This window comes from Mesorhizobium sp. LMG17149 (genome assembly GCF_024518695.1).
Lineage (GTDB): Bacteria > Pseudomonadota > Alphaproteobacteria > Rhizobiales > Rhizobiaceae > Mesorhizobium.
Genome location: NZ_JANIFL010000017.1, coordinates 62,119 through 74,590, shown reverse-complemented (window position 1 = coordinate 74,590; position 12,472 = coordinate 62,119). Strand labels below are relative to the sequence as shown.

Below are 12,472 nucleotides of genomic sequence, written 5' to 3'. Positions count from 1 at the left end.
CATGACGGGGGACTATCTTCTGGCCGGTGTCTGGGCACTCGCCATACTGGCGGCCTTCATCCAGGCGATCCGGCTGAGCTACCGCATTGAGGCGCGATCGCCCGGCCTGACCAACCGCAGCGGCTTTCCGCGCAAGGCGATGATGTTCCACACCATCACCAACATGAACGTCGCGCGCGACGAGGAAACGCAAGCCATGCGGCGGCGCATGAACCGGCTTCTGCTGATCGTTCTTGCCGGATTCGCGATCATGGGGGCAGGCTTGCATCTGATGCGGGCAGGGGGATGATCTCGTGAACCTGCTCGACCATCTGCGCCGTATGGCCGGCAACAATCTGTGGTCGAACGACCGGCTCTACCGCGCGGTGCTGTCGCTCCAGCCAGGTGAGTTCGAGGCCGAACGCACCAGCTTCTTTCCATCGATCAAGGCGACGCTCAACCACATCCTTGCGGTCGATCTTCTCTATCTCGATTTTCTCGAAGAGGGTGGTCTCGGTGCTGCCGCCCATGACGACTTCGTGCCCCTCGACGAGCCGGGGGCGTTGTTTGCGGCGCAGGTCGCAGCCGACCGGCGGCTGATCGCCTTTTGCGATAGACTGTCGGCCGACGACCTCGATCGGCAGGTTATCACCGACCGGCGCGAGGACGGCATGATCCCCGAGCGCATCGGCGACATCCTCGCCCATGTCTTCCTGCACGACATCCATCATCGCGGCCAGGTGCACGCCATGCTTTCGGGGACGTCGGTCAAGCCGCCGCAACTGGATGAGTTCTTGCTCGATTATGATTTGAAGCTGAGGGAGAGAGAGGTCGAGCGGTTGGGGCTCTAATTAATCGTCAAGCCGCTCGGCCCTTTCAGAGCAGCGGTGGCGCCGATAGGTCTTTCCTTGCCGGGGGGCGGCAAGAGACGCGCTACGACCCTGCCGCGCCGGGTGATTACGATCTCCTCGCCGGCATTTGCACGCCTGACGAGTTCCGACAGTTTGGCTCTGGCTTCCGTAATAGAGACGTGCACGGCTCGACCTCGCTAGGCCCAACCTTAAGCCAAAGCCGGGCCGCAGCGAGAGTAACCTTACGCCGCTTTGCCGTCCACCTTGATCACCCCGCGCTTGATCTGGTCCTGCTCGATCGATTCGAACAGCGCGCGGAAATTGCCTTCGCCAAAACCTTCGTCGCCCTTCCTCTGGATGAACTCGAAAAAGATCGGCCCGATCACGGTTTTCGAAAAGATCTGCAGCAGGATCTTGGTCGTGCCGCCATCGACGACGCCTTCTCCATCGATCAGGATGCCGTGCTTCTTCATGCGCTCGATCGGTTCGTCATGGCCGTTCACGCGGTCGTACGACATGTCGTAGTAGGTCGCCGGCGGACCGGGCATGAATTTCAGCCCGTTCTCGGCCAGCCTGTCGGTGGCGGCATAGATCTCGTCGGTGCCGACAGCGATGTGCTGGATGCCCTCGCCATTGTATTTCTTCAGATACTCGGCGATCTGGCTGGTCTCGTCCTTAGACTCGTTGAGCGGAATGCGGATCTTGCCGCAGGGCGAGGTGATGGCGCGGCTCACCAGGCCGGTGATCTTGCCGTCGATGTCGAAGAAATGGATCTGCTTGAAGCCGAACAGATTGCGGTAGAAATCCCACCATTTGTCCATCTGGCCGCGATAGACATTGTGGGTCAGGTGATCGAGATAGTAGAAGCCGACGCCTTCCGGCCGTGGGTCGCGAGCGCCCAGCCATTCGAACTCGGCATCATAGGCCGAACCCTTCTTGCCGTAGGTCTCGATGAAGTAGAGCAGCGAGCCGCCAATGCCGATGATTGCTGGCACGTCGAGCGCTTTGTCGGCGCCTTCGTAAGGCGTGGCGCCCTTGGCAACCGCATGATCGAAAGCGTGTTTGGCATCCACCACCCGCCAGGCCATAGACGCAGCACAGGGGCCGTGCTTGTCGGCGAACTTCATCGCATGCGAGCCGGGCTCGGCATTGACGACATAGTTGATGTCGCCTTGGCGCCAGATGGTGATGTCTTTTGTGCGGTGCTTGGCCACCGCGACATAGCCCATACGGGTGAACAGTTGAGCCAGTTTTTCCGGTTCCGGATGCGCGAATTCGACAAACTCGAAACCGTCGGTGCCGGCGGGGTTGTCCTTGCTGATCGTGGCGGGCGGGGCGTCGTGCGGGAAGGGACCCATGATATTCCTCCGAAAGCTGGCCTGGCCTGAAAAGGCTCATCTTGCACGATCATAACGCGGAGGAGGCGCACGGTGCTTGCATTCAAACGCTTGAAATGATGATGTCGCGCGTGAAGCGTGCATGATGTGAGAAAAAACCATGGATGAGACGCGCATTGATCAGTTCGACCGCAAGATAATGGCGCTGTTGCAGGGTGATGCGCGGCTGACCAACAACGATCTTTCGGAGCGGGTGAACCTGTCGGCGTCGCAATGCTCGCGCCGCCGCCAGCGGCTGGAGGAGGACGGCTTTATCAAGGGCTATCGCGCCGTTCTCGACCGCGACAAGCTCGGTTTTTCCCTGGTCAACGTCATTTCGGTCACGCTCGCCACGCACAACCGCGACAATGCGCGGCGCTTCGGTGAACTGGTGGCGCGGCTGCCTGAGGTGCAGGAAGCGCACGCGCTGACCGGCGAGATGGATTACATCCTGAAAGTGGTGACGCCCGACCTGAAATCGCTGTCTGAATTCGTCAACGGCGTGCTCCTGCCGCACGAATCCGTGCAGCATGTGAAGACGGCGATCGTGCTTGAGACACTCAAGGAAACCGGCGCGCTGCCAATCTAAATCTTCGGCGGATCAACCCTTCGACTGTTGGATCAGCCCATAGAGATTGGTGCAGCGGGCGCCGGAGCGGCAATAGGCGAAGACCGGGCCGTCGAGTTCGTTGAGCGCTTCGGCCTGATCCTCGACATTCTCGGCGGTGATCTGGCCGCTGATCACCGGAATATAGCGGAAAGCGAGCCCTGCGGCTTCCACCGCCGCCTTGACGGTGTCGGCAGAAGGCTGGCCGGGCTGTTCGTCATCGGGCCGGTTGCAGATGACACTCTTGAAGCCGGCTTCCTTGATGGCGGCGACGTCCTCAGGCTGGATCTGGCCCGAAACCGAATAGTCCTCGCTGATTTCGCGGTATTCCATGGCAGCATCCTCGCAAACTGGTCAGGCGGCAGTCTTGCCACTCCCCGACATGGGCGGCAATCCGTACCGAAGGAATTCTCTGCCAAATAGACATTGCGTGGCGGAAAATCCAACCGGGCCGATGCGGCCCGGCTGGACGATCCTTCAAACTCAGCTGCCGAGAATGGCGCCTTTGATCTGACGGATGTTGTTGTGCATCATGTCGATATAGGTCGCGGCCGGGCCGTCGGGCTGCGACAGCGCATCCGAATAGAGCGTGCCGCCGACCTTGATGCCGGTTTCGCTGGCGATCTGCTCGATCAGGCGCGGGTTGGTGATGTTCTCGACGAAGATCGCAGCCGCCTTGTCCTGCTTCACCTGCTTGACCAGCTTGGCGACATCGGCCGCCGACGGTTCGGAGTCGGTCGAGACGCCTTGCGGGGCGATGAAGGTCAGGCCGTATGCGTGTTCGAAATAGCCGAACGCGTCGTGCGATGTGATGACGACGCGCTTGCTCTCCGGGATCGAGGCGATCGCCGTTTTCACTTCGCCTTCGACCGCGTCGAGCTTCTTCGTGTAGGCGGCGGCATTGGTCTGGTAGCTGACGCAGCCTTCCGCATCCGCCGCGCAGAAAGCCTCGGCGATGTTCTTCACATAGATCCTGGCATTGGCGATCGACTGGAAGGCGTGCGGGTCGGTGACCGTCTTGCCGCCGCCGGTGCCGGCACCTTCGGCCGCGTCGGCATCGGCGAATTCAGGTTTGAAATCGATCGGCGTCACGCCCTTGGTCAAGGTGATGATAGACGCCTTGGTGGCGCTGGCATCGACCAGCCGCTGCAGGAAACCTTCGAAATGCAGGCCGTTGACCAGCACGATGTCGGCCTTGGCCATGGCCACCGCATCGGCCGGGCTCGGCTCGTAGACATGGGCGTCGCCATCCGGCCCGACAATGGTGGTGACGTCGATGCGGTCGCCGCCGACATTTTTGGCGAAATCGGCAATGACGGTGAAGCTGGCGACCACTTTCAGCGGTGCGGCCAAGGCCGACGATGCGCCAAAAGCGGTTAATGTTATAACGCTCATCGCCAGGGCGGCATGGATCGATTTCAGCATAGACGGGTCTCCTTCTAGGGGCGGGGATCAGGCCGTTCTGTGACGGTGATGGATGATGCGCGCGCGCAGAATGCCGCGCGTGCCAAACAGGATCGAGGCGAAATAGACGACGCCGGCCGACAGGATGATGGCCGGGCCGGATGGCAGCGACGCGTGATAGGACAAAAGCAGCCCGGCGACGCAGGACGCAAAGCCGATCAGCACCGCCAGCACGCACATCGGCTCGACGCGAACTGTCCAGAAGCGGGCGGCTGCGGCCGGCAGCATCATCAGCCCAACCGACAGAAGCGTGCCGAGTGCCTGGAAGCCGCCGACAAGGTTGAGCACGACAAGGCCGAGGAAGATGAAATGCACCGGACTGCCGAGCCGGCTGACCGAGCGCAGGAACAGCGGGTCGAGGCATTCGGCGACCAGCGCCCGCCAGAAGATGGCGAGGCTGACCAGCGTCACCGCGACGATGCCGCCGATCAGCGTCAGGGCCTCATCGTTGAGCGCCAGCACGGTGCCGAACAGCACATGCATGAGATCGACGCTGGAACCGCGGATCGACACCATCAGCACGCCGATGGCGAGCGAAATCAGATAGAACGCCGCCATCGAGGCGTCCTCGCGCTGTATGGTGAAGCGCGAGACGGCGCCGGCGCCGAGCGCGACGATGACGCCGGCGATCAGGCCGCCGATGGTCATCGGCAGGATCTCCAGCCCATAGAACAGGAAGCCGGCGGCCGCGCCGGGCAGGATGGCATGCGCCATCGCGTCGCCCGACAGGCTCATGCGCCGCAGCATCAGGAAGACGCCGATAGGGCAGGCGCCGAGCGACAGCATCAGCGAACCGATCAAAGCCCGCTGCATGAAGCCGAAATCGGCGAAGGGCGCGATGACAAGACCGTAAAGCATGTCCATCAGGCAGCCCTCGGTCCGACGCCGTGTCGATGGTCATGGTGATCGTGGCCATGGTGATCGTCACCATGAGCGTCCTCGCCCGGCTCGCACCAGGGTGCATTTTCTTCCCAGGCTTCGTGGAAGCGGCGGGCGCGCAACAGGTTGTCAGGTTTCAGCGTTTCCCTGGTTTCGCCCCAGGCGATCGGCTGGCGGGCGAGAAGCAGCGTTTCGGGGAAATTCTGCCGCACCAGGTCCAGATCGTGGACGACAACCATGATGGTGCGTTCCTCGCCGTGCCAGTGCTTGATCAGGGCAATGAGGTCGCCGACCGTCTTGGCGTCGACAGCGTTGAAGGGTTCGTCGAGCAGGATGAGGTCGGCGTCCTGCAGCAGGACGCGCGCAAACAGCGTGCGCTGCAACTGGCCGCCTGACAGCGTGTCGATCGGGCGCTTTTCAAAGCCGCCGAGGCCGACCGCCATCAGCGCCTTGCTGACGTCATCGCGATCTTCCTTGGTGTAGCGGCCAAGCAGGCCGCGTCGTGGCCACAGGCCGAGCGAAACCAGATCGACCACGCGCGCTGGAAAAGAGCGGTCGAGCTCCGATTGCTGCGGCAGATAGGCGGCACGTACACCGGGCGCGCGGATAACCTCGCCGGCCATTGGCTTCAGGACGCCGACAATGCCTTTCATCAGCGTCGATTTGCCGGAGCCGTTGGCGCCGACCACAGCGGTCAGCGAGCCCTTGCGGATGGTGCCGTCGAGATGATGGATCGCCGGATGGCTGCCGTAGCCAAGCGTCAGGTCGCGGAATGTCAGGCAGGTATTTGTCATTCTGCGATCCGTAGGCGGCGAAATCCGGCTGCTGGCAGCGGCCGATTGGATATGTGATGTTATTACATTAGTCAACAAGCCAATCCGGCGGAATTGCGGCCGCAGGGTCAACTTGCCGTGTGTGCATGCCATATGCCGTTGGCCCAAGGGGATTCGACCTGGCGACCTTGCCCCAAGCCGGCCGCGACTCTAAAGAAGCGCAACCGTCACAGGAAGGAACCATCCAATGAGCATTCGTCGCATCGATGTCGGCCCGCGCATGAGCCAGATCGTCATCCATGGCAATACCGTCTATCTGGCTGGTCAGGTCGGCCAGCCAACCGGCAACGTCGCTTCGCAGACCAGGGACATTCTGGCGGCTGTCGACGAACTGCTGGCCAAGGCTGGCTCCGACAAGACCAAGATCCTGCAGGCGATCATCTGGCTGGCCGACATGAGCACCTTTGCCGAGATGAACGCGGAATGGGACAAGTGGGTGCCGCAGGGCAACACGCCAGCCCGTGCCACCGGCGAAGCAAAGCTCGCCACCCCGGACTATCTGGTCGAGATCATTATTACCGCTGCGATTTGATCGGCGGCCTTTTACCTCCCCCTTGTGGGGAGGTCGGACTGAGGGTCCGGGTGGGGGTCGGCGCCGCTGCCCTCCGCTATGGCTCCGGGCGTTCGGCGTTCGAAAAGCCAAATCGTTGGCTTTTCGCCAGCCTGCGGCTGGACACGCCTCACCCCTGCGGCCTGAACCTTGCCACCAGCGTGTGGCTCTCGGCCGCGTAGGTAAAGCGCACATGGGTGACCGGATGTTCGGCGCTCCATGTCCGTCGCTCGACCACCAGGCACGGCGCGCCGGCTTCGATGTCGAGTGCGGCCGCTATATGTCTGTCGGCGGCGACAGCGCGAATCCGGTGCTCGGCTTCGCTCCACGGCACGCGGCCGATCAGCCATGGTCCTGGTGCGATGGCCACGAATTCCTCGTCCGCTGCCTCGGGTACGGCGGTGAGGTTGATCAGCCGCTGTTCATGCGCGAACGGCCGCTCGCCGGCGAAATGCCCGCATTCCAGCGCCAGAACCGGTCCGGCCAAGCCCAATTCCAGCAGGGCGCGATCCTCGGCGCTGCTGCGCCTTTTGTGCCGAGCGACGCGCTCGTAGCGGTAAGGCAGGCCGAGCGCTTCGACCTCGATGCGGATATCGTGGATTTCCAGCACCGCCGCTTGCGACTGCGGCCGGCGCACAAAGCTGCCTGAGCGGCGGCGACGTTCGATCAGCCCGGCCTTGGCAAGCTGTGATAGCGCCTTGTTCACCGTCATGCGCGAGCAATTGTATTGCACGCTCAGTTCGTGCTCGAACGGGATGCGATGGCCGGGCGCCCAGGCACCGGACGTGATCTTCTCGCTAATGTCGGTCAGGATGCGCTGGTGCAGCGAGCCGCCACCGTCCGCTACCACTGTGCCGGCCATGCTCATGCCGAAAGCGCCGTCATCACGCTGCGAAACCGCTCGGCGATAGCCTCTCGCTTCACATGCCTGCCGCCGCTGACCTGCTTGAACCCATGCACCCAGACGCAGTCGACCTTGCCGCCATTGGCGAAGATCCAGGCGTCCAGGATCGCGTCGCCGCTCTTGCCGGCCAGCGAGGGATTTTTGGGATCGAGCGAGACGAGATCGGCGGATGCGCCGGCGGCGATCTGCGAGATGCCGGCGCCAAGGGCGAGGCTGCCCCCGTCCAGCGCGGCGTCGAACAGCGCCCGGCCGGTCGAGCCGCCCGCGACCGCCAGCACATTGCGGGCGCGGTGGGCGAGGCGCTGTGAATATTCGAGCTGGCGCAATTCGTCGGGCAGGCCGATGAGCACGTTGGAATCGGAGCCGACGCCATAGCGGCCGCCATGTTCCCTGAACAGCGGCGCGGCAAAAGTGCCGTCACCGAGATTGGCTTCGGTGATCGGGCAGAGACCGGCGATGGCGCCGCTCCTGGCCATGGCAACGGTTTCAGCATCGGTCATGTGCGTGGCGTGGATCAGGCACCAGCGCTTGTCCACCTTGGCATTGGCGAGCAAAAACTCCACGGGCCTCGCGCCGGACCAGGCAAGACAGTCCTCGACCTCTTTCACTTGCTCGGCGATATGGATGTGAATCGGCCCCTCCGGCGCCAGCGCGGCGACTTCGGCTAGCTCCTGCGGCGTCGCGGCACGCAAACTGTGCGGAGCGACGCCGACGACAGCCTGATTCAACGCGCGAACCAATTCGCGGCATTTCTCAACAAGCCGCGAGAACCGATTCACATCGTTGATGAATCGCCGCTGGCCTTCGTTTGGCGCGGCGCCGCCGAAAGACGAGTGCGCATAAAACACCGGCAAAAGCGTCAGGCCGATACCTGTTTCGCCGGCCGCCGCCGCGATGCGCTCGGCCATCTCGGCAAGATTGGCGTAGGATTTTCCATCGCGGTCGTGATGCAGATAGTGAAACTCGCCGACGCGGGAAAACCCGGCCTCCAGCATCTCGACATAGAGTTGTGCTGCAACCGCCTCGACCTGATCGGGCGTCATCGACAGGGCAAAGCGGTACATCACCTCGCGCCAGCTCCAGAAACTGTCGGCGGAGGGGCCGCGAAGCTCGGCAAGGCCGGCCATGCCGCGCTGGAAGGCGTGGCTGTGAAGGTTAGGCATGCCGGGCAACAGGATCGCGTGGCGTTCGTCGCCGGCTGCCGCTGCGGCGCCAGGCTGAACGGCTGTAATGCGTCCCTCGGCCAGGGTGAGCCGCACATTATCGCGCCAGCCATCGGGAAGGAGCGCCTGTTCCGCAAAGATCGCTGCCACTTTTCTCTCCGGTTCTCTGTCTCTCATGCGATGATGGCACTTGCAGTGCGTTTCAATATGTATATACATAATCGTCATCGATTGAAACGGAAAAGATGATGGCTGGACATAGCAAAAGCCGGGCAGGGGATCTTCGTCTGTGGCGCAATGCGCGGCTGGCGACAATGGCCGACGGGTCTGCCGGACTTGGCGTCGTCGAACATGGCGCGGTCGCTGCGCGTGACGGCCGCATTGTCTATGCCGGCCTCGAGTCGGAGCTGCCCCCAACACTTGCCCAGGGCGCCGAGACGGTCGATTGCGAGGGCCGCTGGATCACGCCTGGCCTGATCGACTGCCACACCCATCTGGTCCATGCCGGCAACCGCGCCAACGAATTCGAGATGCGGCTGGCCGGCGCCACCTATGAAGAGGTCGCCCGGGCCGGCGGCGGCATTGTTTCGTCGGTCAAATCCTTGCGCGCCGCCAGCGAAGATGAACTGGTCACTCAATCGCTGCCGCGCCTCGATGCGCTGATCGCCGAAGGCGTGACCACCGTCGAGATCAAGTCCGGCTATGGCCTCGATCTCGAAAACGAGAAGAAGTCGCTGCGTGCCGCACGGCAGTTGGGCAACCAGCGGCCGGTGACAATCCGCACCACCTTCCTCGGCGCTCACGCGCTGCCGCCGGAAGCCAAGGGCGACAAGGACGCCTTTATCGATCTGGTCGCCAATGAGATTCTTCCAAAGATTGCCGCCGAGGGGCTGGCCGATGCGGTCGACGGGTTTTGCGAGGGCATCGCCTTTTCGCCGGAACAGATGGCGCGCGTCTTCGATGCGGCCAAGGCAGCAGGCCTGCCGGTCAAGCTCCATGCCGACCAGCTGTCCAACCTGCATGGCGCCGAACTCGCCGCCCGTTACGGTGCGCTGTCGGCCGACCATCTCGAATACACCGATGATGCCGGTGCAGCGGCGATGGCCAAGGCCGGAACCGTGGCGACGATCCTGCCCGGCGCCTACTATTTCATCCGCGAAACCAAGAAGCCGCCGATCGGCCTGTTTCGCCAGCACGGCGTCAAGATGGCTGTCGCCACCGACAACAATCCCGGCACTTCGCCGCTGACCTCACTGCTTCTGACCATGAACATGGCCGCGACCCTGTTTGGCCTGACCGTCGATGAATGCCTTGCCGGCGTCACCCGGGAGGCCGCCCGCGCGCTTGGTTTGCTGGGAGAAACCGGCACGCTTGAGGTCGGAAAATCCGCCGACCTGGCGATCTGGAACATCGAGCGCCCCGCCGAACTCGTCTACCGCATGGGCTTCAACCCGCTGCATGCCCGCATCTGGAGAGGACAATGACCGAACTGACCCTGAAGCCCGGCAATGCGACGCTGGCCGACTGGCGCGTCATCTATCGTGGCGCCGTGCCCAAGCTGGACGATGCCTGCCGGCCGAAAATCAAGGCGAGCGCCGAGGCCGTCGCCAGGATCGTTGCCAAGGGCGAGCCGGTCTATGGCATCAACACCGGCTTCGGCAAACTGGCCAGCGTCCGCATCCCGGCCGAGGATCTCGAGACCTTGCAGCGCAACATCGTCCTGTCGCACGCCGCCGGCGTCGGCGAGCCGATGCCGGTTGCTGTCTGCAGGCTGATGATGGCGCTGAAGCTCGCCAGCCTGGCGCAGGGCGCGTCGGGTGTGCGGCCGCAGACCATCGAGCTGCTCGAAGCGATGCTGGCCAACGACGTCATCCCGGTGGTGCCGGCGCAAGGTTCCGTCGGCGCCTCCGGCGACCTCGCTCCGCTGTCGCACATGACGGCGGTGATGATCGGCGTCGGCGAGTGTTTTACCCCACATGGCCGTTTCCCGGCCAAGGTCGCCTTCGTCTCGCATGGCCTGGAACCGGTGACACTGGGCGCCAAGGAGGGCTTGGCGCTGCTCAACGGCACCCAGTTTTCGACCGCCTATGCGCTGGCCGCCTTGTTCGAGGCCGAAGTGCTCTACCAATCGGCGCTGGTCGCCGGTGCCCTGTCGACCGACGCGGCAAAAGGCTCCGACGCCCCCTTCGACCCGCGCATCCATGTGCTGAGAAAGCATCCCGGCCAGATCGAGACGGCCGACGCCCTGCGCAATCTGATGGCCGGCAGCGCCATCCGTGAATCGCATCGGGTTGGCGACGAACGTGTGCAGGACCCTTATTGCCTGCGCTGCCAGCCGCAGGTGATGGGCGCTGCACTCACCGTGCTGCGCCAGGCGGCCGACACGCTGGGCACCGAAGCCAATGGCGTCACCGACAATCCGCTGATCTTCGCCGAGGATGACACCGCGCTTTCCGGCGGCAATTTCCACGCCGAGCCGGTGGCCTTCGCCGCAGACATGATCGCGCTCGCCATCTGCGAAATCGGTTCGCTGTCGGAACGCCGCATCGCCATGCTTGTCGATCCGGCGCTGTCCGGCATGCCGGCCTTCCTGACGCCGAAGCCCGGTCTGAACTCCGGCTTCATGATCCCGCAGGTGACGGCGGCGGCCCTCGTTTCGGAGAACAAGCAGAAAGCCTATCCGGCCAGCGTCGATTCGATCCCCACCTCGGCAAACCAGGAAGACCATGTTTCGATGGCGGCGCACGGTGCGCGCCGGCTGATCGGGATGGTCGAGAACGCCACCGCCGTGATCGGCATCGAATTGCTGGCCGCGGCCCAAGGCTGCGATTTCCATGCGCCGCTGGCCTCGAGCGACGCCCTGGAGGCAGTGCGCAAGCTGGTCCGGGCCGAAGTGCCGCATCTCGACAATGATCGCCATTTCCACCCCGATATGGAAAAAGCCATCGCCATGGTGCGCAGCGGTGCGGCCATCGAGGCCGCCGGCGGCGTGGCTCTGCCGTCGGTTTCCGGAGCGATGTGATGGCAAACGCGCCCTGGCTGACGGTCATGCCCGGCACAGCGCCGTTGCTGGTGTCGATACCGCACACCGGCATCGACCTCGCCGGCCTTGAGAATCGGCTGGTCTCGCCCTGGCTCGGCCGCCGCGACTGCGATTGGTGGATCGACAATCTCTATGACTTTGCTGCCGGCCTCGGGGCGACGGTGGTGCACACCGCGATCTCGCGCACCGTCATCGACGTCAACCGCGATCCCTCCGGCGCCTCGCTTTACCCCGGCCAGGCGACGACCGGCCTTTGCCCGACCGAGACTTTCGATGGCGATCCGCTCTATCGCGAGGGCGAAGAACCGGGGCCGTCGGAGATCGACGAGCGTCGCGAGAAATTCTTCGTGCCCTACCATGCCGCCTTGCAGGTCGAAATCGACCGGTTGCGTGGCTTGCACGAAAAGATCGTCCTCTATGACTGCCACTCGATCCGTTCAGTGCTGCCGCGCCTGTTTGAAGGTACGCTGCCGGTTTTCAACCTCGGCACCAATGACGGTAGGAGCGCCGATCCGACGCTGCAGGCGATGGTCGGCCAGATCATGGCCGAAACCGGTGAAACCTTTGTCATCAACGGCCGCTTCAAGGGCGGCTGGATCACACGCCATTTCGGCCAGCCGCAACAAGGCGTGCATGCGCTGCAGATGGAACTCTCCAACCGCGGCTATATGCGCGAGCCAGATGGCAAGGGTACGCCGGACAATTGGCCGGTGCCCTATGACGCCGAGTTCGCAGCACCGATCCGCGCCACGCTGCGGAAAATCCTCGAGACCGCGACGTCCTGGGCGCGCGTCTGACATCAGGCCTTTTATGGAGTGACGCC

15 protein-coding genes are annotated in these 12,472 nt (G+C 63.4%); 7 read left to right on the top strand and 8 right to left on the bottom strand.

Translation table 11 applies throughout. From position 1 onward, the window contains the following. Window position 1 precedes the first annotated feature (1 nt). Entirely contained in the window at window positions 2-289 is a 288-nt protein-coding gene (locus NP945_RS30425; protein ID WP_256748369.1) for a hypothetical protein, read from the top strand. Between the two features lie 4 nt (window positions 290-293). Continuing rightward, window positions 294-830, top strand: coding sequence for a DinB family protein (locus tag NP945_RS30420; protein ID WP_256748368.1), 537 nt, complete (start codon window positions 294-296; stop codon window positions 828-830). Here NP945_RS30420 and NP945_RS30415 read toward each other — a convergent pair. Together NP945_RS30415 and hppD are read right to left on the bottom strand one after the other, a co-directional pair. Continuing rightward, window positions 827-1,015, bottom strand: a complete 189-nt coding sequence (locus NP945_RS30415; RefSeq protein WP_127270132.1) for a type II toxin-antitoxin system Phd/YefM family antitoxin — start codon at window positions 1,013-1,015, stop codon at window positions 827-829. The genes NP945_RS30420 and NP945_RS30415 overlap by 4 nt on opposite strands. A gap of 57 nt (window positions 1,016-1,072) precedes the next feature. Beyond that, the gene (gene hppD / locus NP945_RS30410; RefSeq protein WP_256748367.1) at window positions 1,073-2,188 is read right to left on the bottom strand and encodes a 4-hydroxyphenylpyruvate dioxygenase; all 1,116 of its coding nucleotides are present in this window, start codon (window positions 2,186-2,188) and stop codon (window positions 1,073-1,075) included. 139 nt (window positions 2,189-2,327) lie between these two features. Here hppD and NP945_RS30405 point away from each other — a divergent pair, with 139 nt between their 5' ends. Then, window positions 2,328-2,795, top strand: a complete 468-nt coding sequence (locus NP945_RS30405; protein WP_023762149.1) for an Lrp/AsnC family transcriptional regulator — start codon at window positions 2,328-2,330, stop codon at window positions 2,793-2,795. A 12-nt stretch (window positions 2,796-2,807) separates the two neighbouring features. Here NP945_RS30405 and NP945_RS30400 read toward each other — a convergent pair whose 3' ends face one another. From NP945_RS30400 to aztA, 4 genes are all read right to left on the bottom strand, one after another. Further along, window positions 2,808-3,146: a TIGR01244 family sulfur transferase gene (locus NP945_RS30400; protein WP_127321732.1), complete on the bottom strand. Its 339-nt coding sequence runs from the start codon at window positions 3,144-3,146 to the stop codon at window positions 2,808-2,810. A 150-nt stretch (window positions 3,147-3,296) separates the two neighbouring features. Beyond that, complete coding sequence (gene aztC / locus NP945_RS30395) at window positions 3,297-4,238, bottom strand: zinc ABC transporter substrate-binding protein AztC (RefSeq protein ID WP_256748366.1); 942 nt, start codon at window positions 4,236-4,238, stop codon at window positions 3,297-3,299. 27 nt (window positions 4,239-4,265) lie between these two features. Next, window positions 4,266-5,141 (bottom strand): zinc ABC transporter permease AztB, encoded by an 876-nt coding sequence (gene aztB / locus NP945_RS30390; protein ID WP_031212890.1) that lies wholly within the window; start codon window positions 5,139-5,141, stop codon window positions 4,266-4,268. Further along, window positions 5,141-5,950: a zinc ABC transporter ATP-binding protein AztA gene (aztA, locus tag NP945_RS30385; protein ID WP_127322948.1), complete on the bottom strand. Its 810-nt coding sequence runs from the start codon at window positions 5,948-5,950 to the stop codon at window positions 5,141-5,143. The genes aztB and aztA overlap by 1 nt, the downstream gene beginning before the upstream one ends. A 226-nt stretch (window positions 5,951-6,176) precedes the next feature. On the opposite strand from aztA, the gene NP945_RS30380 reads away from it, so the two are divergent. Further along, window positions 6,177-6,521 (top strand): RidA family protein, encoded by a 345-nt coding sequence (locus NP945_RS30380; protein ID WP_127271894.1) that lies wholly within the window; start codon window positions 6,177-6,179, stop codon window positions 6,519-6,521. 148 nt (window positions 6,522-6,669) lie between these two features. Here NP945_RS30380 and hutC read toward each other — a convergent pair whose 3' ends face one another. Beyond that, the gene (hutC, locus tag NP945_RS30375) at window positions 6,670-7,407 is read right to left on the bottom strand and encodes a histidine utilization repressor (protein ID WP_127329851.1); all 738 of its coding nucleotides are present in this window, start codon (window positions 7,405-7,407) and stop codon (window positions 6,670-6,672) included. Beyond that, on the bottom strand, window positions 7,404-8,756 hold the full coding sequence (locus NP945_RS30370) for a formimidoylglutamate deiminase (protein WP_256748365.1): 1,353 nt from the start codon (window positions 8,754-8,756) through the stop codon (window positions 7,404-7,406). Before NP945_RS30370 ends, hutC begins: the two co-directional genes overlap by 4 nt. Before the next feature lie 98 nt (window positions 8,757-8,854). Between NP945_RS30370 and hutI the strand changes: the two genes are divergently transcribed. Genes hutI through hutG form a run of 3 tightly spaced genes read left to right on the top strand, consistent with a single transcriptional unit; the run spans window position 8,855 to window position 12,446 of the window. Further along, window positions 8,855-10,090, top strand: a complete 1,236-nt coding sequence (gene hutI / locus NP945_RS30365; RefSeq protein ID WP_256748364.1) for an imidazolonepropionase — start codon at window positions 8,855-8,857, stop codon at window positions 10,088-10,090. Next, window positions 10,087-11,628, top strand: coding sequence for a histidine ammonia-lyase (gene hutH, locus NP945_RS30360; RefSeq protein ID WP_256748363.1), 1,542 nt, complete (start codon window positions 10,087-10,089; stop codon window positions 11,626-11,628). The genes hutI and hutH overlap by 4 nt, the downstream gene beginning before the upstream one ends. Beyond that, entirely contained in the window at window positions 11,628-12,446 is an 819-nt protein-coding gene (gene hutG, locus NP945_RS30355; RefSeq protein WP_256748362.1) for an N-formylglutamate deformylase, read from the top strand. Before hutH ends, hutG begins: the two co-directional genes overlap by 1 nt. Window positions 12,447-12,472 lie beyond the last annotated feature (26 nt).

What these genes read in the sequence shown, in the direction of transcription:
- aztC (WP_256748366.1), bottom strand. Translation starts at nt 4,238, where the DNA reads ATGCTGAAATCGATCCATGCCGCCCTGGCGATGAGCGTTATAACATTA.
- hutG (WP_256748362.1), top strand. Translation starts at nt 11,628, where the DNA reads ATGGCAAACGCGCCCTGGCTGACGGTCATGCCCGGCACAGCGCCGTTG.
- hutI (WP_256748364.1), top strand. Translation starts at nt 8,855, where the DNA reads ATGGCTGGACATAGCAAAAGCCGGGCAGGGGATCTTCGTCTGTGGCGC.
- NP945_RS30405 (WP_023762149.1), top strand. Translation starts at nt 2,328, where the DNA reads ATGGATGAGACGCGCATTGATCAGTTCGACCGCAAGATAATGGCGCTG.
- NP945_RS30400 (WP_127321732.1), bottom strand. Translation starts at nt 3,146, where the DNA reads ATGGAATACCGCGAAATCAGCGAGGACTATTCGGTTTCGGGCCAGATC.
- aztB (WP_031212890.1), bottom strand. Translation starts at nt 5,141, where the DNA reads ATGGACATGCTTTACGGTCTTGTCATCGCGCCCTTCGCCGATTTCGGC.
- aztA (WP_127322948.1), bottom strand. Translation starts at nt 5,950, where the DNA reads ATGACAAATACCTGCCTGACATTCCGCGACCTGACGCTTGGCTACGGC.
- NP945_RS30380 (WP_127271894.1), top strand. Translation starts at nt 6,177, where the DNA reads ATGAGCATTCGTCGCATCGATGTCGGCCCGCGCATGAGCCAGATCGTC.
- hutH (WP_256748363.1), top strand. Translation starts at nt 10,087, where the DNA reads ATGACCGAACTGACCCTGAAGCCCGGCAATGCGACGCTGGCCGACTGG.
- hutC (WP_127329851.1), bottom strand. Translation starts at nt 7,407, where the DNA reads ATGAGCATGGCCGGCACAGTGGTAGCGGACGGTGGCGGCTCGCTGCAC.
- NP945_RS30425 (WP_256748369.1), top strand. Translation starts at nt 2, where the DNA reads ATGACGGGGGACTATCTTCTGGCCGGTGTCTGGGCACTCGCCATACTG.
- hppD (WP_256748367.1), bottom strand. Translation starts at nt 2,188, where the DNA reads ATGGGTCCCTTCCCGCACGACGCCCCGCCCGCCACGATCAGCAAGGAC.